This is a genomic window from Xenorhabdus miraniensis, assembly GCF_002632615.1.
On sequence record NZ_NITZ01000004.1, the window covers coordinates 168,556 to 190,330 of the forward strand.

At 43.2% G+C, this 21,775-nt stretch carries 20 protein-coding genes; 12 read left to right on the forward strand and 8 right to left on the reverse strand.

Features of this window, described 5'->3' with window-relative positions:
- Positions 1-10 precede the first annotated feature (10 nt).
- The 6 genes from murC to lpxC all read left to right on the forward strand — a co-directional run bounded on the left by murC (position 11) and on the right by lpxC (position 6,752).
- Positions 11-1,486 (forward strand): UDP-N-acetylmuramate--L-alanine ligase, encoded by a 1,476-nt coding sequence (gene murC / locus Xmir_RS05845; RefSeq protein ID WP_099113461.1) that lies wholly within the window; start codon positions 11-13, stop codon positions 1,484-1,486.
- Complete coding sequence (locus Xmir_RS05850; RefSeq protein WP_099113462.1) at positions 1,479-2,399, forward strand: D-alanine--D-alanine ligase; 921 nt, start codon at positions 1,479-1,481, stop codon at positions 2,397-2,399. The genes murC and Xmir_RS05850 overlap by 8 nt, the downstream gene beginning before the upstream one ends.
- Before the next feature lies 1 nt (position 2,400).
- Complete coding sequence (gene ftsQ / locus Xmir_RS05855; protein ID WP_099113463.1) at positions 2,401-3,216, forward strand: cell division protein FtsQ; 816 nt, start codon at positions 2,401-2,403, stop codon at positions 3,214-3,216.
- Between the two features lie 32 nt (positions 3,217-3,248).
- Positions 3,249-4,505, forward strand: a complete 1,257-nt coding sequence (gene ftsA / locus Xmir_RS05860; protein WP_099113464.1) for a cell division protein FtsA — start codon at positions 3,249-3,251, stop codon at positions 4,503-4,505.
- A 66-nt stretch (positions 4,506-4,571) separates the two neighbouring features.
- Positions 4,572-5,735, forward strand: a complete 1,164-nt coding sequence (gene ftsZ, locus Xmir_RS05865) for a cell division protein FtsZ (RefSeq protein WP_099113465.1) — start codon at positions 4,572-4,574, stop codon at positions 5,733-5,735.
- Between the two features lie 99 nt (positions 5,736-5,834).
- On the forward strand, positions 5,835-6,752 hold the full coding sequence (gene lpxC, locus Xmir_RS05870; RefSeq protein WP_099113466.1) for a UDP-3-O-acyl-N-acetylglucosamine deacetylase: 918 nt from the start codon (positions 5,835-5,837) through the stop codon (positions 6,750-6,752).
- A 149-nt stretch (positions 6,753-6,901) separates the two neighbouring features.
- On the opposite strand, the gene Xmir_RS05875 is transcribed toward lpxC, so the two are convergent.
- Positions 6,902-7,438 (reverse strand): DUF721 domain-containing protein, encoded by a 537-nt coding sequence (locus Xmir_RS05875; protein WP_099113467.1) that lies wholly within the window; start codon positions 7,436-7,438, stop codon positions 6,902-6,904.
- A gap of 37 nt (positions 7,439-7,475) precedes the next feature.
- Here Xmir_RS05875 and secM point away from each other — a divergent pair, with 37 nt between their 5' ends.
- Both secM and secA read left to right on the forward strand, forming a co-directional pair.
- Positions 7,476-8,042, forward strand: a complete 567-nt coding sequence (gene secM / locus Xmir_RS05880) for a secA translation cis-regulator SecM (protein WP_099113468.1) — start codon at positions 7,476-7,478, stop codon at positions 8,040-8,042.
- A 93-nt stretch (positions 8,043-8,135) separates the two neighbouring features.
- Positions 8,136-10,844, forward strand: coding sequence for a preprotein translocase subunit SecA (gene secA / locus Xmir_RS05885; RefSeq protein WP_099113469.1), 2,709 nt, complete (start codon positions 8,136-8,138; stop codon positions 10,842-10,844).
- A 93-nt stretch (positions 10,845-10,937) separates the two neighbouring features.
- On the opposite strand, the gene Xmir_RS05890 is transcribed toward secA, so the two are convergent.
- Positions 10,938-12,545, reverse strand: coding sequence for an ATP-binding cassette domain-containing protein (locus Xmir_RS05890; protein WP_099113470.1), 1,608 nt, complete (start codon positions 12,543-12,545; stop codon positions 10,938-10,940).
- Between the two features lie 240 nt (positions 12,546-12,785).
- Here Xmir_RS05890 and mutT point away from each other — a divergent pair, with 240 nt between their 5' ends.
- Positions 12,786-13,190, forward strand: a complete 405-nt coding sequence (mutT, locus tag Xmir_RS05895) for an 8-oxo-dGTP diphosphatase MutT (protein ID WP_099113471.1) — start codon at positions 12,786-12,788, stop codon at positions 13,188-13,190.
- Positions 13,191-13,334: 144 nt separating this feature from the next.
- Here the strand turns inward: mutT and yacG are convergent, their stop codons facing one another.
- The 6 genes from yacG to ppdD form a co-directional block, all read right to left on the reverse strand.
- On the reverse strand, positions 13,335-13,538 hold the full coding sequence (yacG, locus tag Xmir_RS05900; RefSeq protein WP_047963090.1) for a DNA gyrase inhibitor YacG: 204 nt from the start codon (positions 13,536-13,538) through the stop codon (positions 13,335-13,337).
- Between the two features lie 32 nt (positions 13,539-13,570).
- Complete coding sequence (zapD, locus tag Xmir_RS05905; protein ID WP_099113472.1) at positions 13,571-14,329, reverse strand: cell division protein ZapD; 759 nt, start codon at positions 14,327-14,329, stop codon at positions 13,571-13,573.
- Positions 14,322-14,945, reverse strand: coding sequence for a dephospho-CoA kinase (coaE, locus tag Xmir_RS05910; protein ID WP_099113473.1), 624 nt, complete (start codon positions 14,943-14,945; stop codon positions 14,322-14,324). The genes zapD and coaE overlap by 8 nt, the downstream gene beginning before the upstream one ends.
- 259 nt (positions 14,946-15,204) lie before the next feature.
- On the reverse strand, positions 15,205-16,404 hold the full coding sequence (gene hofC / locus Xmir_RS05915) for a protein transport protein HofC (protein ID WP_099113474.1): 1,200 nt from the start codon (positions 16,402-16,404) through the stop codon (positions 15,205-15,207).
- Positions 16,401-17,948, reverse strand: coding sequence for a type II secretion system protein GspE (gspE, locus tag Xmir_RS05920; protein ID WP_099113475.1), 1,548 nt, complete (start codon positions 17,946-17,948; stop codon positions 16,401-16,403). Before gspE ends, hofC begins: the two co-directional genes overlap by 4 nt.
- A 65-nt stretch (positions 17,949-18,013) precedes the next feature.
- Positions 18,014-18,436, reverse strand: coding sequence for a prepilin peptidase-dependent pilin (gene ppdD / locus Xmir_RS05925; RefSeq protein ID WP_099113476.1), 423 nt, complete (start codon positions 18,434-18,436; stop codon positions 18,014-18,016).
- Between the two features lie 327 nt (positions 18,437-18,763).
- On the opposite strand from ppdD, the gene ampD reads away from it, so the two are divergent.
- From ampD to pdhR, 3 genes are all read left to right on the forward strand, one after another.
- Positions 18,764-19,306 (forward strand): 1,6-anhydro-N-acetylmuramyl-L-alanine amidase AmpD, encoded by a 543-nt coding sequence (gene ampD / locus Xmir_RS05930; RefSeq protein ID WP_099113477.1) that lies wholly within the window; start codon positions 18,764-18,766, stop codon positions 19,304-19,306.
- Positions 19,307-19,311: 5 nt separating this feature from the next.
- Complete coding sequence (gene ampE, locus Xmir_RS05935) at positions 19,312-20,199, forward strand: beta-lactamase regulator AmpE (RefSeq protein WP_099113478.1); 888 nt, start codon at positions 19,312-19,314, stop codon at positions 20,197-20,199.
- A 788-nt stretch (positions 20,200-20,987) separates the two neighbouring features.
- Positions 20,988-21,752, forward strand: a complete 765-nt coding sequence (gene pdhR / locus Xmir_RS05940) for a pyruvate dehydrogenase complex transcriptional repressor PdhR (RefSeq protein ID WP_099113479.1) — start codon at positions 20,988-20,990, stop codon at positions 21,750-21,752.
- The last annotated feature ends 23 nt before the right edge of the window (positions 21,753-21,775 follow it).

Below are 21,775 nucleotides of genomic sequence, written 5' to 3' on the forward strand. Positions count from 1 at the left end.
AGATTAAAACGTGAATACACAACAATTGGCGAAATTAAGAGCTTCAGTGCCTGAAATGAGAAAAGTCAGGCATATCCACTTTGTTGGCATAGGGGGTGCTGGCATGGGTGGTATCGCCGAGGTGTTGGCTAATGAAGGTTATCAGATAAGTGGTTCTGATCTGGCGCCCAATCCTGTCACACAACAACTGATTGCACTGGGCGTAACTATTTATTTTAATCACCGCCCGGAAAACGTGCGGGATGCCAGTGTCGTCGTTGCATCCACAGCTATTCCTGCGGATAACCCAGAAATTATTGCGGCTCGTGAAGCGCGCATTCCAGTGATTCGCCGCGCCGAAATGCTGGCAGAGCTGATGCGTTACCGTCATGGCATTGCCATTGCAGGAACGCATGGAAAAACGACTACAACAGCCATGATTGCAGGTATTTATGCACAAGCGGGTCTTGATCCAACCTTTGTTAATGGTGGATTAGTGAAGGCCGCAGGCACACATGCCCGTTTAGGTAGCAGTCGTTACCTGATTGCAGAAGCTGATGAAAGTGATGCGTCATTTTTACACTTGCAACCCATGATGGCAGTGGTCACCAATATCGAAGCAGACCATATGGATACCTATCAGGGAGACTTCGAAAATCTGAAACAGACGTTTGTTAATTTCCTGCATAATCTGCCGTTTTATGGTCGGGCGGTGATGTGCATTGATGATCCTGTTGTAAAAGAACTCATTCCCCGGATTGGGCGTTATATCACAACCTACGGTTTTAGCGAGGAAGCGGACGTTCGTATTACTCACTATGAGCAGAAGGGAGCACAGGGATTCTTCACTATCAGCCGGCATGATTTGCCAGATCTGCATGTGGTGTTAAATGCACCGGGGTGTCACAACGCGTTGAATGCGACGGCTGCTGTAGCTGTAGCAACAGAAGAGGGCATCAATGATGCTGCTATTTTGGCGTCACTGGCAGAGTTTCAGGGAACCGGGCGTCGATTTGATTTTCTTGGAGAGTTTTCCCTCAAGCATATCAATGGGAAAGAAGGCAGTGTGATGTTGGTGGATGATTATGGTCATCATCCAACTGAAGTTGACGCTACGATTAAAGCTGCACGGGCTGGTTGGACGGATAAACGTATAGTGATGGTATTCCAGCCACATCGTTATTCAAGAACTCGTGATTTATATGATGATTTTGCCAATGTTCTGAATCAGGTAGATGTTTTATTAATGCTGGATGTATATGCAGCAGGTGAAACGCCTATTCCTGGGGCGGATAGCCGTTCGTTATGCCGTACTATCCGTAGCCGTGGAAAATTGGATCCGATTTTCGTGTCAGAACCTGAGCAAATTTCAGTTATGCTGTCACAATTAATAGAAAACAATGACTTAGTATTAGTACAGGGTGCCGGTAATATCGGTAAAATAGCGCGCAATCTGGCTGAAACAAAATTACAGCCATCTTTTAATGAGGGAGAACATCATGGTTGATAAAGTCGCCGTTCTGTTAGGTGGAACATCTGCTGAACGTGAGGTATCACTGCTATCAGGACACGCTGTTGTGGCAGGGCTGAAAGAAGCCGGTATTGACGCCCACTCAGTTGATACAAAAGACTTTGATGTGCTTAAACTCAAGGAAGAAGGATTCAGTAAAGTTTTTATCGCGCTACATGGTCGTGGTGGTGAAGATGGCACCCTGCAAGGTTTGTTGGAGTTTTTACAACTTCCTTATACCGGCAGTGGTGTTATGGCCTCTGCCTTGTCAATGGACAAACTGCGCACAAAACATCTATGGCAAGGGGCAAAACTGCCGGTTTCTCCTTATGTCGCAATTAATGCTCAAAAATTTGAACAAGTTAATGATTTTCAACTCAAAGAGTATGTTCAAGAATTAGGCCTGCCATTAATGGTTAAACCTAATCTGGAAGGTTCCAGTGTAGGGATGACTAAAGTGAATGACTATTCCGAATTGCGTGGCGCATTGGAATTGGCATTTCAGTACGACACGAATGTGTTGGTTGAGAAATGGTTGTTTGGGCCTGAATATACCGTGGGTTTTTTGGGGAATGACGCGCTTCCTTCTATCCGTATCCAAGTTCCGGATGTGTTTTATGACTACGATGCGAAATATATTTCCAACGAAACAAAATACTTCTGCCCAAGCGGCTTAAGTGCGGAAAAAGAGCTGGAGTTGACGGATATCGCCTCAAGGGCTTACAAAGCATTGGGATGTAGTGGTTGGGGACGAATCGATATTATGGACGATGGCAATGGTAACTTTTACCTGTTGGAAGCGAATACTTCCCCGGGCATGACCAGCCATAGTCTGGTACCCATTGCTGCGCGTCAGGCAGGACTCAATTTTTCTCAACTCGTAGCGAGAATTTTGGAATTGGCTGATTGATATGTCACAGGCAGCCCGGAATTTCCGGGAGCGGGAGAGCGAAGCTCAGAGAGCTCGTCCCAGTAATGGTTATTATCTGGTAGGGATTATCTTCTTCCTGATGGTGATTGGTATCATCATATGGGGAGGCTGGATGACCTTGGACTGGATGAAGGATTCGAACAGATTACCGCTCTCAAAACTGGTGTTGACTGGTGAACGCCATTACACCACGAATGATGATGTCAGGCAGGCTATTTTGTCTTTGGGGGCACCCAAGACATTTATGACTCAGGATGTCAACGTCATTCAAGAAAAGATTGAACAACTGCCATGGATTCGGCAGGTCACTGTACGTAAACAATGGCCTGATGAACTGAAAATACATCTGGTAGAATACGTTCCTTATGCGCGCTGGAATGACACCCAAATGCTGGATGCAGAAAGCCGGGTATTCAGCTTGCCGATGGAACGCAGTGCAAACGGGCAATACCCGATGCTACAGGGGCCAGAAGGCAGAGAAAAAGACGTATTGGATGAATACCGTATAATGGCGGCTTTGCTTGAAGGACACCAAATCAAATTGAAAACGGTGATCATGACAGCACGCAACTCCTGGCAGTTGATATTGGATAACGGTATCCGATTGGAGTTAGGAAATCGAGATAAAATGGAGCGAATGAAACGTTTTGTTGAACTTTATCCTGTGTTGCTGAAAAACACGGAAAAGCGCGTGGACTATGTTGACTTACGTTATGACAGCGGTGCTGCGGTAGGTTGGGCTCCTTTATTAACTGATACGCCGGTTTCAATGAACGGGCAAGAAAACAAACAGTGACTGGTAATAATACAGAAACAGGCAGAATAACGATGATCAAATCAACGGACAGAAAATTGGTAGTTGGTCTTGAAATCGGGACAGCAAAAGTATCTGCCCTGGTTGGTGAAATTCTGCCCGATGGTATGGTTAATATTATCGGAGTAGGAAGTTGCCCATCTCGCGGCATGGATAAAGGCGGTGTCAACGATCTTGAGTCGGTCGTTAAATGCGTACAGCGAGCCATTGATCAGGCTGAACTTATGGCAGATTGCCAAATCTCTTCAGTCTATCTGGCGCTTTCCGGCAAACATATCAGTTGCCAAAACGAAATTGGCATGGTGCCGATTTCGGATGAAGAAGTTACACAGGATGATGTGGACAGCGTTGTGCATACGGCCAAATCGGTTCGTGTTCGTGATGAACACCGTATTCTGCATGTGATCCCACAGGAATATGCGATTGACTATCAGGAAGGGATCAAAAATCCAGTCGGGCTATCCGGTGTGCGTATGCAGGCAAAAGTCCACTTGATTACCTGCCATAACGACATGGCGAAGAATATTGTAAAAGCTGTTGAACGTTGTGGTCTGAAAGTTGACCAACTTATTTTTGCCGGACTGGCAGCAAGTTATGCTGTGTTAACGGAAGATGAGCGTGAATTGGGAGTGTGTGTCGTTGATATTGGCGGCGGCACGATGGATATCGCTGTATACACTGGCGGTGCATTGCGTCATACCAAGGTTATTCCTTACGCAGGCAATGTGGTGACCAGTGATATCGCCTATGCGTTTGGTACTCCCCCAAGTGATGCGGAAACCATCAAGGTTCGCCATGGCTGCGCGTTGGGTTCAATAGTCAGCAAGGATGAGAGTGTAGAAGTCCCAAGTGTGGGAGGTCGTCCTCCCCGTAGTTTGCAACGTCAGACATTGTCTGAGGTAATAGAGCCTCGTTATACCGAACTGCTGAATTTAGTAAACGATGAAATCTTGCGATTGCAGGAGCAATTACGTCAGCAGGGCGTAAAACACCACCTGGCAGCAGGGATTGTCCTGACAGGCGGAGGAGCCCAGATTGATGGTCTTGCCGATTGTGCTCAGCGGGTATTCCATACCCAAGTGCGCATTGGCCGTCCCCTGAACATCACTGGGTTGACAGATTATGTGCAGGAGCCTTGCTACTCAACAGCAGTTGGGCTTCTGCATTATGGCAAAGAATCTCACCTTGGGGGAGATTCTGATGCCGATAAAAGAACGTCAGTGAGCGGCTGGTTTAAGAAAGTCAGTAACTGGCTGAGAAAAGAATTTTGATTTTTTATACAGAGGCTACGACAATGTCGCCGGCCTTGATATAAAGGCACAAAACGGAGAGAAATTATGTTTGAACCACTGGAATTAACCAACGACGCGGTGATTAAAGTCATCGGCGTCGGCGGCGGCGGCGGTAATGCTGTAGAGCACATGGTGCGTGAGCGTATTGAAGGTGTAGACTTCTTTGCGGTTAACACTGATGCTCAGGCGCTGCGTAAGACGGCTGTTGGTCAGACTATCCAGATTGGCAACGGCATTACGAAAGGATTGGGTGCTGGAGCAAACCCTGAGGTTGGCCGTACTGCTGCGGAAGAAGATCGCGAATCATTGCGTACCGCACTGGAAGGTGCTGACATGGTATTCATCGCCGCAGGCATGGGGGGGGGTACAGGAACCGGGGCGGCCCCTGTTGTGGCCGAAATTGCTAAAGAACTCGGCATCCTGACTGTTGCTGTTGTCACTAAGCCATTTAATTTTGAAGGCAAAAAACGTATGGCCTTCGCGGAACAAGGGATCACTGAACTGTCCAAACATGTGGATTCATTGATTACCATTCCAAATGATAAGTTACTGAAAGTTCTGGGTCGCGGTATTTCCCTGTTGGATGCGTTCGGTGCAGCCAATGACGTTCTGAAAGGAGCGGTACAGGGTATTGCCGAGCTGATTACCCGCCCGGGACTGATGAACGTTGACTTTGCCGACGTTCGTACCGTGATGTCTGAAATGGGTTACGCCATGATGGGATCTGGTATTGCACAAGGTGAAGATCGAGCGGAAGAAGCAGCAGAGATGGCTATCTCCAGCCCATTGCTGGAAGATATTGATCTTTCTGGTGCACGCGGCGTTCTGGTTAACATTACTGCGGGCTTTGACCTGCGACTGGATGAATTTGAAACGGTGGGTAACACAATCCGTGCATTTGCTTCTGATAATGCAACGGTAGTTATCGGTACGTCACTGGATCCAGATATGAACGATGAGTTGCGCGTTACTGTCGTGGCTACCGGTATCGGAATGGATAAACGTCCAGAAATTACGCTGGTGACCAACAACAAAGCGCCTCAGGCAAACACGATGGATCGCCGTTACCAGCAGATGCCTGGTGGCATTCCTTCGTTGTCTGATGAGAACAAACCGGCAGCTAAAGTCGTTAATGACCAGAGTACGCATACAAGCAAGGAGCCTGATTATCTGGACATTCCTGCATTTTTACGCAAGCAGGCTGATTGATTGCTAAAAAATTGGTTTCTCCGCTTTTTGTGCTAAACTATCCTGCCAGTCATGCTTTATAGTGATTGGCGGGATAAGTAACATTGCGAGATATAAATGATGATCAAACAAAGGACATTAAAACGTATTGTTCAAGCGACCGGCGTCGGTTTGCACACCGGTAAGAAAGTCACGCTGACAATGCGTCCAGCACCGGCTAATACCGGGGTCATCTATCGTCGTACTGACCTGAATCCTCCGGTAGATTTTCCGGCAAATGCTAAATCTGTACGCGATACCATGCTCTGCACTTGTCTGGTGAATGAGCATAATGTACGGATTTCAACCGTTGAGCATTTGAATGCTGCGTTGGCAGGGCTGGGGATCGATAACATCGTTGTTGAAGTCGATGCGCCAGAAATCCCGATTATGGATGGTAGCGCTAGCCCGTTCGTTTTCCTGCTATTGGATGCGGGTATTGAAGAGCTGAATGTCGCGAAAAAATTCGTGCGCATGAAAGAGAGCGTTCGTGTGGAAGAGGGCGATAAATGGGCTGAATTGTCGCCTTATCACGGTTTTAGTCTCGATTTTACCATTGACTTTAACCACCCCGCGATCGATTCCAGCTCACAACGTTATGCTCTGGATTTCTCAGCAGATTCATTTGTTCGCCAGATCAGTCGTGCGCGTACTTTCGGCTTCATGCGCGATATTGAGTACCTGCAATCTAAAGGATTGTGCCTTGGCGGCAGCTTCGATTGTGCGATTGTAGTAGATGATTATCGCGTACTCAATGAAGATGGGTTGCGCTTCGAAGATGAATTTGTGCGCCATAAAATGCTGGATGCAATCGGCGATCTGTTTATGTGTGGCTACAACATCATTGGCGCATTTACTGCGTTCAAATCAGGCCATGCTTTGAACAACAAACTGTTACAAACAGTTTTGGCGCAGGAAAGCGCTTGGGAGTTTGTCACATTTGAAGATGAAGCTGAAATGCCACTGGCTTTCCGTGCTCCATCATTAGTGTTGGCATAATGGCTAACGTGTGTATTGCTAGCATGTGTGTTGGTAACATGTGTCTTGGCAACATGTGTCTTGGTAAAGAGTGTTGAGAACATTCCGATGATGCACCAGTGGGTTATGTTATCTATTACGCTCCTTTCGCTGATGTTTTTTATTCAGCGTTAGCGCTTTTTCTTGGCTGTACTGGTACCCTCTCCGGCCAGCGCAGCCAATCGTTCCAATCTTCTTTTCAATTTCTCAGGGCTATGTTCAGCCAACATCATTAATGTTTTTGCGCTTTCATGAGTGAGCTGGCGCTTTGGTAATTCCTTATTATCATTATTGAATGCCTTTGTTGACGATCCTGAAAGACTCTGAGCATTATTATCACACTTAATCATTAATGATGGATTAATCCTGATGTCGATTGAGGATAAAGATGGTAGAATTTCGCTCCTTAGCGTAGAGAGCAAAACGGGGATTTCATAACGAAGCCGGGTCATCCAACTGGCATTTCCTGCTTCCAGTACCAGAATTTGTTTGCGATAATTGGCGACCCTGCACCATGGGTGTAATTGAGCAGGAAGCAAACTGAGAACGGCACGGTTGAGTTTCAATAATGCGATGGCATGTCTTTGAATAACTTGAAGCGGGCTTTTCCCGACAGTCGCCGCGTCTTCAAATAGCGTATCTAGTGATTGTGGGCGGCTATCTCGCATAATAAAGGCAGTTCCAGTATTTATTAATGAAGGATTAATGAGTATTTTAAATCTTTGGCGACAATTTGGTAGGCGTTATTTTTGGTCTCACCTTTTACTGGGCATGGTTGCTACAGGGATTGGTGTTCCTACTGTTTTTGCCGGAGTGACAGAAAGTCTTTCCCATACAAACACTTCCTCTACCCAAGAAAACCAAAATCAAGCCTTTTCCTCGTTTGAGCATTTGTTCCAATTACACTTATTTCAACTAAAAAGTGCTCAGCGTCAACCCTCGAATTATTTAAATTACTGGCAGCAACATGCTGTTCGTAATGTCATCCGTCAACTTTCTTTTGCTTTTTCGATTACGGAACCTGTTAAGTACGAAGCAGCAAAAGAAAGTACTCGGATTTCTTCTCCATCCATTTCTCCATCCATGCAGCAACTTATGCTGGATACGTTGTATGCCATGCTGACTCAGGCACCAATGCCATTTGATGAGGCTATCTCAGATGTTGCAATGATGAAAGTTGTGCGTCCTGATACCCATACTCCAGCACTCTGGGTAGCCAAAACGCAAGGCATCAGGGCAGGGCCGATATCCAATCAATTATCTTTGCTTTAATGTTTCTGTCTTGTTTTTCTTTTAATTAAGACAGTTTTTAGGAAATGATTGATTGGTTACAGAAGAAGTAGCCTTTTCTGAGATGTACTAATTATGCTGATTAAATTACTAACGAAAATTTTTGGTAGCCGTAATGATCGTACTTTGCGTCGCTTACGCAAAGTGGTTGATGTCATCAACCGTATGGAGCCGGATTTTGAAAAACTCTCTGATGAAGAACTGAAAGCGAAAACAGAGCAATTTCGTGCTCGTTTGAAAGAAGGAGAGTCACTGGATAAAATTCTGCCGGAAGCGTTTGCGACTGTGCGTGAAGCCAGTAAACGTGTATTTGGTATGCGTCACTTTGATGTGCAGTTGCTGGGCGGGATGGTATTGAATGAACGCTGCATAGCAGAGATGCGTACTGGTGAAGGTAAGACACTGACCGCAACATTGCCGGCTTATCTTAACGCCTTGAGCGGACGCGGTGTCCATGTTGTAACCGTGAACGACTATCTGGCACAACGTGACGCTGAAAATAATCGTCCACTGTTTGAATTTCTTGGACTGACAGTGGGCATTAACTTGCCTGGTATGCCAGCGCCAGCAAAACGAGAAGCCTATGCCGCTGACATTACTTACGGCACCAACAATGAGTATGGTTTCGATTATTTGCGCGACAACATGGCGTTCAGCCCAGAAGAGCGGGTCCAACGTAAATTGCATTATGCGCTGGTGGATGAGGTGGACTCCATTCTGATCGATGAAGCTCGCACCCCATTGATTATTTCCGGGCCTGCGGAGGATAGCTCTGAACTTTATATCAAAGTGGATAAGTTGATCCCGAAACTGATCCGTCAAGAAAAAGAGGATTCAGATACATTCCAGGGTGAAGGACACTTCTCTGTCGATGAAAAAACACGCCAAGTCAATTTGACAGAACGTGGTCTGGTACTGGTTGAAGAGTTATTGGTGGAAGCCAAATTGATGGAGGAAGGTGAATCCTTGTATTCTCCGACCAACATTATGCTCATGCACCATGTGACGGCTGCTCTGCGCGCCCATGCGTTGTTTACCCGTGATGTAGACTATATTGTCAAAGATGGTGAAGTCATCATTGTTGATGAACATACCGGGCGTACCATGCAAGGTCGTCGTTGGTCTGATGGCCTTCATCAGGCGGTGGAAGCCAAAGAGCGTGTTGAAATTCAGAATGAAAACCAGACACTGGCCTCGATCACATTCCAGAACTATTTCCGTATATATGAAAAACTGGCAGGAATGACGGGGACTGCCGATACAGAAGCCTTTGAATTTAGCTCCATTTATAAATTAGATACCATCGTCGTTCCAACAAACCGCCCGATGATCCGTCAGGATTTACCTGATCTGGTTTACATGACAGAAGCAGAAAAAATTGAGGCGATCATTGAAGATATCAAAGAACGTACAAGCCATGGTCAACCCGTTTTGGTGGGGACCATTTCAATTGAGAAATCAGAGCTTGTTTCTAATGCTCTCGCTAAAGCCGGTATTGTACATAACGTCTTGAACGCAAAATTCCATGCAATGGAAGCTGACATTATTGCTCAGGCAGGTCAGGCCAGCACGGTGACTATTGCGACTAACATGGCGGGGCGTGGTACCGATATCATGTTAGGCGGAAGCTGGCAGACAGAAATTGCCAAACTGGAAAATCCAACTGAAGCAGAAATCGAAAAAATCAAAGCAGCGTGGCAAGAGCGCCATGATGCGGTATTGGCTGCGGGTGGTTTACATATTGTTGGTACAGAGCGCCATGAATCCCGCCGTATTGATAACCAGTTACGTGGTCGTGCGGGACGTCAGGGAGACGCGGGTTCTTCGCGCTTCTATCTGTCAATGGAAGATTCTTTGATGCGCATTTTTGCTTCTGACCGCGTTACCGGCATGATGCGTAAACTTGGTATGCAGCCAGGGGAAGCAATTGAACACCCATGGGTGACTAAAGCAATTGCTAATGCTCAGCGTAAAGTTGAGAGCCGTAACTTCGATATCCGTAAGCAATTACTGGAATATGATGATGTTGCCAATGATCAGCGTCGAGCGATTTATGCCCAACGTAATGATTTGCTTGATGTAAGTGATGTTAGTGAAACTATTGCCAGCATTCGTGAGGATGTCTTCAAGGCCACGATTGATGCTTATATTCCACCACAATCACTGGAGGAAATGTGGGATGTTGAAGGATTGCAGGAACGTTTAGTCAACGATTTCGATCTGGAGCTGCCAATTAAAGAATGGTTGGATAAAGAACCTGAACTGCATGAAGAAACGCTGCGTGAGCGCATTCTGGAGAAAGCGATTGAGGTTTATAAACAGAAAGAAGAAATTGTCAATGCAGAAATGATGCGTAACTTTGAGAAAGGCATCATGTTGCAAACCTTGGATACATTGTGGAAAGAACACCTGGCAGCGATGGATTACCTGCGCCAAGGTATTCACCTGCGCGGTTATGCTCAGAAAGATCCAAAGCAGGAATACAAACGTGAATCTTTTGCCATGTTTTCCAATATGCTGGAATCACTGAAATATGAAGTGATCAGCACGTTGAGCAAAGTTCAAGTCAGAATGCCAGAAGAAGTTGAAGCGTTGGAGCAGCAGCGTCGTGAGGAAGCTGAACGTCTGGCAAGAAAGCAGCACCTGAGCCATGAAATTGAGCAGGGAGCGTTGATGTCAGAAGCTGAAGCTCAGATGGCAACAGGGGAGCGTAAAGTTGGCCGCAACGATCCATGCCCATGTGGTTCTGGCAAAAAATATAAACATTGTCACGGCCGCTTATAATTAAAACTAATTTTGCTAATGGCGCATCACCATTAGCAAAAAACAGCTCAAACCCTCGCTCAATAGAGTTGAGGGTTTTTATTATATTGACGATTAAATCGTCGCCTTTTCGTCACTCTTCAATACCAATTCCTGCATATTGCCTATATTTTCAATGAATTTATCGTCATGGGAAATAAGTACCATTGCGCCAGTATAATCATGCAATGCTTTTTGAAGTAATTCACGTGATTCAATATCCAGATGATTATCTGGTTCATCTAATAACAATAGGGCAGGTGCATATGGCCCACAGAACAGGCAAGCCAGCGCGACTTTAAGCTGTTCTCCTCCACTCAGATAGCCGACAGGCTTCAGAGCTTCTTCGCCACGAATACGTAATTGTGCCAATCGAGTACGGTAGCGATCTTCAGTCCAACCCGGTGACTGCCGTTGAAAGTTATATAGCGCAGATTGAGTTTTATCGAGAAACGAAAAATGTTGATCCATTAAGCGATACGAAGGTGTCATTCGGCAAGTGCCCTGTTTAGGCAAGTAATCCCCTGCCATCACCTTTAATAAGGTTGATTTTCCACTGCCGTTTTTGCCAACGACAGCAAGGCGTTCATCATTATTGATAGTCAGACTGATAGGAGATCCTGAACCAAAAGGTAAGATGACATCTTGTAAGTAAAGTAGGGGAGCGGTAGCCGTTTGTGGGGTTGCAACTACGATTGATAATGGGTCGATAATTTCCAGTTTCGTTCTGGCGTCTGTAGCGAGTGATGAGCTTCTTTGAATCCGTTCTTTGTGTTGTATTGCTTGCCGTGACAGCGTGGCTTCCGAGCGCCCAAGTTGACGATCAAGGAGGATTTGGGCTTGATTGGCATTTTCTCGTTTTTGTTTGCCTTGACTTTGCCTTTTACTGGTTTTTTCATGGTCCTTTTGCTTATCACGCAAAACTTGTTTCAGATTTTTTTGAGTTTGATCCACTTCGCGTTGAATACCGAGCCTCAGTTGTTCCTTACTTTCCAGCCAAGTTTCCCACCCACCGATACTACGAGATAACCCCAATCCGCCAAGTTCATAAACAATCGATACATGTTGTAAAAGTCGGGTATCATGGGTTACCAGCAAAATACCACCGCTGAAAGTTCCCAGCCATTGAGACAACCAAAGGCGCCCTTGCCGATCAAGGTGGTTACTTGGTTCATCCAGAATCATAAAACCAGCACCTTGCCGTTTTAGTGCTAATAGCCTGATCCGTGTTTGCTCACCACCGCTGAGGGAATCAAAAGGCTGATTTAATATGTTTGGATTGAGTTCACCTTCTGCAAGCAGAGATTCAGTCTGAAATTGCCAATCCCAGTGACCTTCCATAACATCAAAATCTGCGTCATCACCAACGCCTGCCAGAACGCGCTCATTGGCACTCATGATTTTGGTCAATCCCAACATATCGGCAGCATTACCAGAAAAAGATGCTAATCCCTGTGACAAATAGCCCACATCACAGAAATGTTTCACATTGCCTTCTGTGGGAGATGTCTGTTTTGCCAATATTGATGCCAGCCAGGATTTACCAATGCCATTACGCCCCACTAACGCGTGTTGCTCTGTATTTAAAAACATATCAATGCCAGAAAAGAGAGGCTTTGTTTCACCAGAAAACTGATAGGCAATTTGTCTTGCTTCGATTAATGATTGAACATCATTTTGCATAAACGGTGTTTCCTTAATCTTTAAAAGAGTCGTTTGAATCTATTTGTAGGCTAATTTCTTACACTGTTTGCAATTTGTTTTTACATGATAGGATTGATGTAGTGAGGTTGTGGGTAATAAAACGCGGTGAAAACCGGCTAAACATTGAATGAAATACAAGTTTGCGATTTAAGCTAATTTTAATGTAGTCTGCAAGAGATAATCACCTAAGTTAAATAATCAACAGCAAGAAAAGCGATTATGGAAAAAAAACATCTGCATATTGCAGCAGGTATCATTAAAAATAGCAATGATGAGATTTTTATCACGCAGCGTAGTGCTGATTCACATATGGGTGGTTTTTGGGAGTTTCCGGGGGGGAAACTTGAACAGGGAGAAACGCCTGAGCAGGCATTAATCAGAGAGCTAAAGGAAGAAGTTGGTATCACGGTAACTCATAGTGAAATAATGGATACCATCAAACATGATTTTCCTGACAGAAGAATCACGCTCTACTTTTTTCTGGTCGATGAATGGAAAGATGAGCCATTTGGTAAAGAAGGGCAACCTTCTCGCTGGGTTTTGCAATCAAAATTAATTGCTGATGAATTCCCCCCAGCAAACCGCAGTATTGTGGATTTACTGACGAAAGAGGGTTCGAATTAGCTCTTTATTGGTTAGAAGTTCATTAATTGGCTATTTGTTAGATATAGTATAGTCGGCCCATTATGCAGCAGCGCCAAATATCACTGGCGCTACTGCATTAGCTGTTATAACTGAAATAGCGCTCATAACCGAAGTTAGGCGATATTACTTATCCAGATTTGGATCTTCGCTCCAGTTATCATTCTCTGAGCTGTCGCTCTGGCTCGGTATTTTCTTTTCTTCGCTGGCCCATTCGCCTAAGTCGATTAATTGGCAACGTTTACTGCAAAATGGGCGGTACGGGCTAATTTCCCCCCATATTACCGTGTTGCCGCATGTAGGGCATTCGACAGTCAACACTTCAGACATCTTACTTTCTCCTGCTAAATTTGAATTCTATGTTAACAGCAGGCTAATTCAAATGACAAATGGGCAGGCACAACGCCATGTTCACTATCCATAGGCAAGAAACGGATGGCAAAACGTGTCTTGTAGCCAGAGACTTGTGGATAAACCAACGCACCCAACACAACATCTAGCTTTAATCTCAATAAATCTGCCTCATCAGCATTTCCCTGATAGAATCCATTGTGACTGGTTTTAGGCGTGAATGCCGCTGAATGGCGTATGAGTCCTAAAATGCTTTCCAGTGCTTGTTGTAATGGACGAAGGCTATCTAACCAGTTTTTTACGGATTCGTCCCTGACAGATTGGGGTAAATGCAGCCACAGATGCAGTGTTGGCAAATCAAAGCTGCAACATCCTCCGGGGATACTGAGTCGTTGGCGCACCAGACTGATAACGCGGTCTTCTTTGATGTATTGGCTCAGTCTTGGGGCTTGATTCAAAGCAATACTGCGTCCCTTAAGTTGTTCTGCCAGATTCTGGATCATTGCCGTATCAGCATTGGGAGCGCAGAGCCACTGTTTTAATTTTGCCTGCTGACGGTCGAGTTCTTTCAATAACTCAGAGCGAACTTCACCACGTTCTAAGATCTCAATTAATTCGGCAATTGTACGGAAAAACGCGAGGCTACTCGCCTGAGAATCCAGATGGCGTTGTTTTTCCAACTGTTGCAGTGAAGATTCAATCCTCAACCATGAACGCATTTTTTCATTGAGTGGATGTTCAAAAATAATAGTGGAGGTTGCATCACTCATTATGGTTTTCCTGTCTGACTGATTTTGCTAGTTTTAAATATCGTTGATGTAGTTCGACCACACGGGAAGTAATATTTTGCCCGTCGTTGTGGTTAATGATGACATCATCTGCCTTTTCCAGTCTGGCCTGACGGCTGGCTTGTGCAGCCAGAATATTTTCGACCTGCTCACGGTTCACGCCATCACGAGCTATCGTTCGGGTTATCTGTGTTTCTTCTGGGACATCAACAACTAAAATACGGTCTGCTAAATGCGTTAAATTATTTTCAATAAGTAGGGGAACTACCCAAATAACATAGGGCGCAGTAACTTGGTTCAGTTGTTTGCGTGTTTCTTTTTGTATCAGCGGATGTAAGAGTGCATTGATCCACTGCTTTTCTTTCGGGGCAGCAAAAATTTTTTGGCGCAGCAGGGCGCGGTTAAGGCTGCTATCGGCTAATAATATGTCGGGACCAAAGTGTTCTGTGATTGCCTGTAATGCGGGAGTGCCAGGAGCAACAACTTCTCTGGCAATAATATCAGCATCAACAAGAGGAACACCAAGGGATGAAAATACATTAGAGATAGTCGTTTTACCGCTACCAATTCCACCTGTGAGTGCAACAATATAAGCCATTCTATCCCTTAAAATATTTCTGATAGCATAATTAAATTGTAACCCAAGGGAGGCTTATGAGCTATAAACAAACGCGTATATCCCTCCCACCTTCCAAGTTGAATTGTTAAATACGCTTTTTTACAAGCCACATGATTCACTATATTAACTATGCCCCTTGGGATACGTTCTCTAACACCACGCTGTAACCTGAAATTCATTGTCTAATGCTTCTGCTTTTTGCTCCTGAGAAAAAATAACCTGATATGTAAATATATTGTTAAGATAATATTGTGCCTAATTGAAAAATAGGCAGGTACATGGCCAGCAATAATAAACCAACAATCAGTGCCATTATCAACATCAATAGAGGTTCAAGTAATTGAACTAAACTATCAGCGAGGTTGATGGATTTTTCCTGATACCATTTTGCAAGATTAAATAAAAATAACTCTAATTGCCCAGATTCTTCACCTATAGTGACAAACTGTTGACATAAAGAAGGGAAATACTTTGCGTTTTTTAAAGCATCACTCATTGGAATTCCTTGTTGGATTTGCCGATGTAAATATTTTATGCCAGTGATAAAAACAGGGTGGTGAGTGGCATTAAGTGCGCATTCCAGCCCCGTTGTGAGTGTTAACCCTGCTTTCTGGGTCATGAATAGAATATGGAATATTTGATTGGTTTGCTGGTAAATCGTGAGTTGCTTAAACAGGGGAAGTTTCAGCAGGAACATTTTTTCCTTTGTTTGCATGATGGGAAAGTGATGGCGTAACCACAGATAACCAATCAGTGATATCAATATTATTACTAACAATAGTACGCCATGCTGAATTAAGAAATCAGAACTTGATAAAACCCACTGAGTTAACAAAGGCAAAGTCGCATTAAATGAAGAATAAACATGTCGGAATTCCGGTAAGACAAAAACCAACATCAGGATGACTACGAGAATACTCACAAAAGCGACAATCAAAGGGTAACGATAAGCCTTTTGAATTTTCTTCCTTAACGTATCTTGCTGCTCCAGCCGATGAAGGATTAATTGACAGCAATTTTCAAGTTGGCCTGTCTGTTCTCCTACAGCAATAATCTGGCTGAATAAGGGAGGAAATAATTTTGGATAATATTCCAGTGTTGTGGAGAATGGCTCACCTTGGCTAATTTTCTGAATCATGTCTGTTAATACACATCGCCAAAGTGCATGTTTGCATTCTTGTAATAAGATAGCTAACCCCCGAAGTAGAGGAATTCCTGAGGTCAGTAATGAGCTTAACTGATGAATAAAATGTAGGCGATAAGCAACTTCCTTTTCACTGTAATGAATGACTTTTTTGCATTTAATCGAATAGGGTTGTAAATCGAGATAACTTAAGTGTTGAAATACACTTTTTTTGTTGTGGCCGATGCTTTCTCCCTTGGTAATTTTTCCTTTATTATTAATTGCTTGCCATTGGTAAATATATTCTATTTTCATACTGTCTCATGGCCTGTAATTTGATAAATCTCTTCAAGGGTGGTTATTCCTTTTTCCGCTAATGCCAACCCTGCTGAAAAAAGAGTTGAATCCTGTTGTGAGGCAAGTAAATGTGAAATGTTACTGCTTGCATGTTCAGACATCATTGCTTGCTGGAGTTCTGGTTTTATTTCGAGAAATTCATAAATAGCTGTTCTGCCGTAATAACCAGAAAAACAGTAGTCACAACCAACGGCATTCCACTTTCTGATAGAGACAAGTTGCTTTGCAGATAAGGGAAGAGTTTCTGTCTTACTGATAAGGTTGGGTATGATGGTGGACGTTAGGTCTTGCTGGCGGCAATGGGGGCAGAGTTTACGAACCAGTCGCTGTGCAATAATCAACTTCACGCATGACGCTGTTGTGTAGCCAGAAATTCCCAAATTTTGCAGGCGGGATAAAGTATCAATGGTGGAGTTGGTATGCAGTGTTGATAAAACCAAGTGCCCCGTTTGCGCTGCTTTCATTGATATTTCGGCAGTTTCATTATCACGAATCTCACCAACCATAATGATATCGGGATCTTGGCGTAATAATGCCCTGAGAACTTTGGCAAAATCCAGCCCAATCTTATTATTTACAGATGTTTGATTGATGCCGTTCAATGGAATTTCAACGGGATCTTCGACACTACAGATATTCTTTTTAGCTTGGTTTAAATATTGCAGGCAGCTATAGAGCGAGACAGTTTTTCCACTCCCCGTTGGACCGGTTACCAAAATCATTCCTTGTGGTAAATGGATCTTCTGTTTTAACAACTGTAACTGTGATTCAGGCATACCCAGTTGTTCCAGGGACAACTGGTGTATGGTATTTAAAATACGCAGAACTATTTTTTCCCCATGCAAGGTTGGTAGTGTTGATATGCGTATTGCATAGTTATTTGTATTATCGTTATTTGTATTATCGCTCCAATCAAATTGCCCATCCTGAGGTTGGCGTTTTTCGGCGATATTGAGTTTTGCCATGATTTTTAAACGGGCGGGAATACGGGTATTCATTTGAGCTGGTGGAGTGTGCATGTCATGTAATATGCCATCAACTCGGATGCGTATTTGATAACCACGTTGAGAAGGCTCAAAGTGAATATCTGAAGCCCTTTTTTGGATCGAGGTTAATATCGTTTGATTGATTAACTGAATAACAGGCGTATCTATATCCTCATCCTGAAAACCGTTTGTTTGCACCATATGATGATTGGAATAGCGATTATCCAGACTATCAATGCGATAAGATTTATCTCCATTATTTTCTGCGCAGTGATGCTCTTCTGATATGACGGGTTTTTCCTGCATCAGCAGTGATTCTATTTTTGCTTCTGGCCAGATGTCTATATTAACAATTAAGCCGGAAATAAAACGCAATGCAGCGATGAAATCCTCATTGGGTGATTTACTACAGGCAATAGTAATAGTTTGGGGGTCTTTTTTTATAATAATCGACTGGTGCCGTTGACATAATTCCTTGACTTCTCTTTCCATTAAGAGATTTTCCTTATTTATCATTAATTATATTCCTTTGATAGGTTAATTATTTAACCCGCTTATTTTAAAAAGGTTATTTTATGTTTTTAGAATTTTAAGGTTTCCTGACATTTTAGTTTTAATGATTCATTTTTAGACTCACAAATAGTATTCCATTGTGTGATACCTGTTTTCGTATCTTGAGTTGGTTTTAAAATGGCGTTAAGTCCGCTGAGATTTTGTTGCCCTACGACCGTTATTTCACCCTCTTTTACTGTGATAGTACTGACATAGCGACTATTGTGACCTGATGGGATGGACGCTTGTCCAGAATGGCAGTCCCTATAATTTTCAGTCTCAAAGCGACAAAGCTCCACGCCGGATTTATAAGGCACAAGAGCTTGCAACATATCGGTCAATGCTGCTTTCTGGATGTATCCCTGATAACTGGGAATACCAATTGCGCCGAGGATAGATATAATTGCCATAACAACCATCAATTCTATTAATGTAAATCCATGTTGATTCATTTTTCTTCCTTATGCTTATTTGTATTGGCTATCAAATTTGGTCGCAGATAAATGATAAATGCAGATATGAGTAAGCATGAAGTAAACAGCGGAAAACAAAATAGCTTTAGCTATATTTATGGAGTTGGTTTGAAAAAAATAATAATGTGTTACATTTTTTTGCAAAAAATTTTCGAACGTGATCGTAAATAAAAAACGCCATCAATCTTGGTCAATGGAAGGTGTTGACATGTTAAGCTGTTACACTTTAAGTAGTCACATGAGCTGTGAATTAAGATAATTGGCCGGAACAGCGTGATATTGAATTATTAAGGGAGAAGTAAAAGAATGAAACTGCATGAAGGGTGGATTGATATTGCAAGAAAAGTTATTTCTCCACATTGTGATCTGCGTCCAGAAGATGAAATTCCATCATTACTGGTTATTCATAACATTAGCTTACCTCCCGGAAAATTTGGTGGCCCTTATATTGATCAATTATTTATGGGGACACTGAACCCAAATGATGATCCTTTTTTTGATGAGATCAAACACCTGCGTGTTTCTGCCCACTGCCTAATCCGGCGCGATGGGGAAGTTGTTCAATATGTGCCTTTCAATAAAAGAGCTTGGCATGCTGGTGTTTCCTGCTACTGTGACCGTGAAAAATGCAATGATTTTTCGATAGGCATTGAGTTGGAAGGTACGGATTACGAGGAATTTACTGAAATTCAGTACATTAAACTGGCGAAAATCACCGGGTTACTTATCAGCCAATATCCTGATATCCACGATAATATTGTAGGACACAGTGATATTGCCCCGAGTAGAAAGACTGATCCAGGACCATATTTTTATTGGGATTACTATCGACAACTATTGAAGGAGTGAGTTGGATGACTCTCTTTATTCTACTGTTAATACTGGCATGGGAACGTGTTTTTAAAATGGGAGACCATTGGCAGTTGGAACGTTATTTATCCCCTCTTTTTGCCGGAATAAAATCACATTCATTGTGGGGCAGTTTGGTCATAACCTTACTGGTTGCCTTATTAACCTGGAAGCTTATTGATATTTCGAGTACTGTTGCTTTTGGTATTCCAGCGATTTTATTGAGTATTATCATTAGTTTGTTATGTATTGGCGCAGGAGGGTTACGTCATGACTATCGTGGATATCTTCAAGCAGTACGTCATGATGATTTCGAACAGCAGAATATTCATCTTACTCGTTTGATGATGATTCAGGGAACGCCGCCAGATACAACATCATCTAACACTGCAACTGTGTCCGATACCACGAAGGATGAACGATTACGTGAAATACAGAATGCCTTAATCTGGATAAATTTCCGTTATTATCTCGCACCGATTTTTTGGTTGATTGTGTGGGGAAAATTTGGCCCTGCCATTTTGATGGGTTACGGTTGCCTTAGAGCTTACCAAAGATGGTTAGCACAACATGCAACGGTGGTGCAGCGCGCGCAATCCGGGGTTGATGGCATACTGCATTGGTTGGATTGGCTTCCTGCACGCTTGGCAGGTATTGCCTATGCTTTGTTGGGGCATGGTGAGAAAGCCTTGCCAGCTTGGATCGCATCGCTCAGTGATTTTCGGACATCGCAATATAAGGTAGTCAGCCAACTGGCTCAATTTGCGCTCAGTAAAGCACCTCATCTTAACGCTGTAGAAACGCCAGTTGCTGCTGTCACGTTAGCTAAAAAAGCGACATTCACGATTGTGATTATTGTGGCATTGTTAACGATTTATGGAGCGTTAATTTAACCATAAATGATTTAATTGAACAGCTATATACCCTTTATTTTTCAAGTTGTTAATTCGTTGGTTAGGTTTACTTACCAAATTGCTATCACTTGAAATCTATAGGGTATATTGCTTAATAACTTATTGATAATTTCCAATAGCTTACAACAATTATGTGAAGGCTGTTGTTGTTAAAAAATATTGTTGTTAAGAAATATTGTTGTTAAGAAATGTTGTTGTAAGAAATATTGCAGGGGGAGTGTTGTAGATAAAAATGTTGTGGAGGCCAGTGATTCATTGGTTTTAAAGTTACCTATTCTATTTTGGATAGGTTGATTGATTTATGCGCTTTTACATAGGCTAGTGTTCTTTGACTATTTTAAAGTTGAATTTTAATTCGTTTTTATTGAATTTTTATCAAAATATTTTGATGCTATAACGCTTCAGTTTGCCTATTTATTACGTTTAAAAAACGTTAAATGGTCCTAAATTTTCCCGCCTTAAAATCCTTTTTAGTTATAATTTTCTAATAAAATTTAAAATAATTTGTTAAAATTTGCAGATTTTTATGATTTAGCTCAAGGTCTTTATAGACAGCTAGTGAATACTTTGTTACTTTAAGACCCTGTATTCTAAATTGGTATTACCAATTTACTTTACCCTCGTTAGCTAGGGCTTGGTCACTCAGGTTTAGTGACTAAGGTTGAGTTATTTGGGGCATGGTTTTAAAGCGGCATAGTCCGAAATAACATAGTCCGAAATAACATAGTCCGAAGCAACATTTACTCATTGAATGGCTTACAGCAGATATGGCCTATAGCAAGATTCGCCAACCAAAGTTATCAGATGTGATTGAGCAGCGTCTTGAACAGCTCATTCTTGAAGGCTCGCTACGCCCGGGAGAAAAACTGCTGCCTGAACGTGAACTGGCTAAGCAGTTTGAAGTATCACGTCCTTCTTTGCGCGAAGCCATTCAAAAACTGGAAGCCAAAGGCTTTCTTTTCCGTCGTCAAGGGGGAGGAACTTTCGTACAGAATAACCTGTGGCAAAGTTTCAGCGACCCGCTTGTCCAACTTATTGCAGAGAATCAAGAATCCCAGTTCGATCTCCTGGAAGCGCGTCATGCGTTAGAGGGTATTGCGGCTTACTATGCAGCCCTTAGGGGAACCGATGAAGATTTCAAGCGCATTGAGCAGAGCCACTTTGCTATTCAAGAAGCCCAACAAAGTGGGGATGTGAATGCGGAATCTGATGCTGTCCTGCAATATCAGCTTGTTGTCACGGAAGCTGCCCATAACGTGGTATTGCTGCATTTATTGCGCTGTATGATCCCAATGTTACAACAAAATATCAGACGCAATTTTGAATTCATCTATACCCGCAAGGAAATGTTGGCAGCCGTTAGTGGCCACAGGGCTCAGATTTTTCGCTCTATTATGGCGAGAGAGCCGGAGAAAGCCCGAGAGGCTTCTCATCGCCATTTGGCCTTTATTGAAGAAGTTTTATTGGATCTGACTCGTGAACATACTCGCCGTGAGCGTTCATTGAGGCGGCTCCAGCAACATCAGGAATAAGAGCCTGTCCCTTGGGGCGTCAT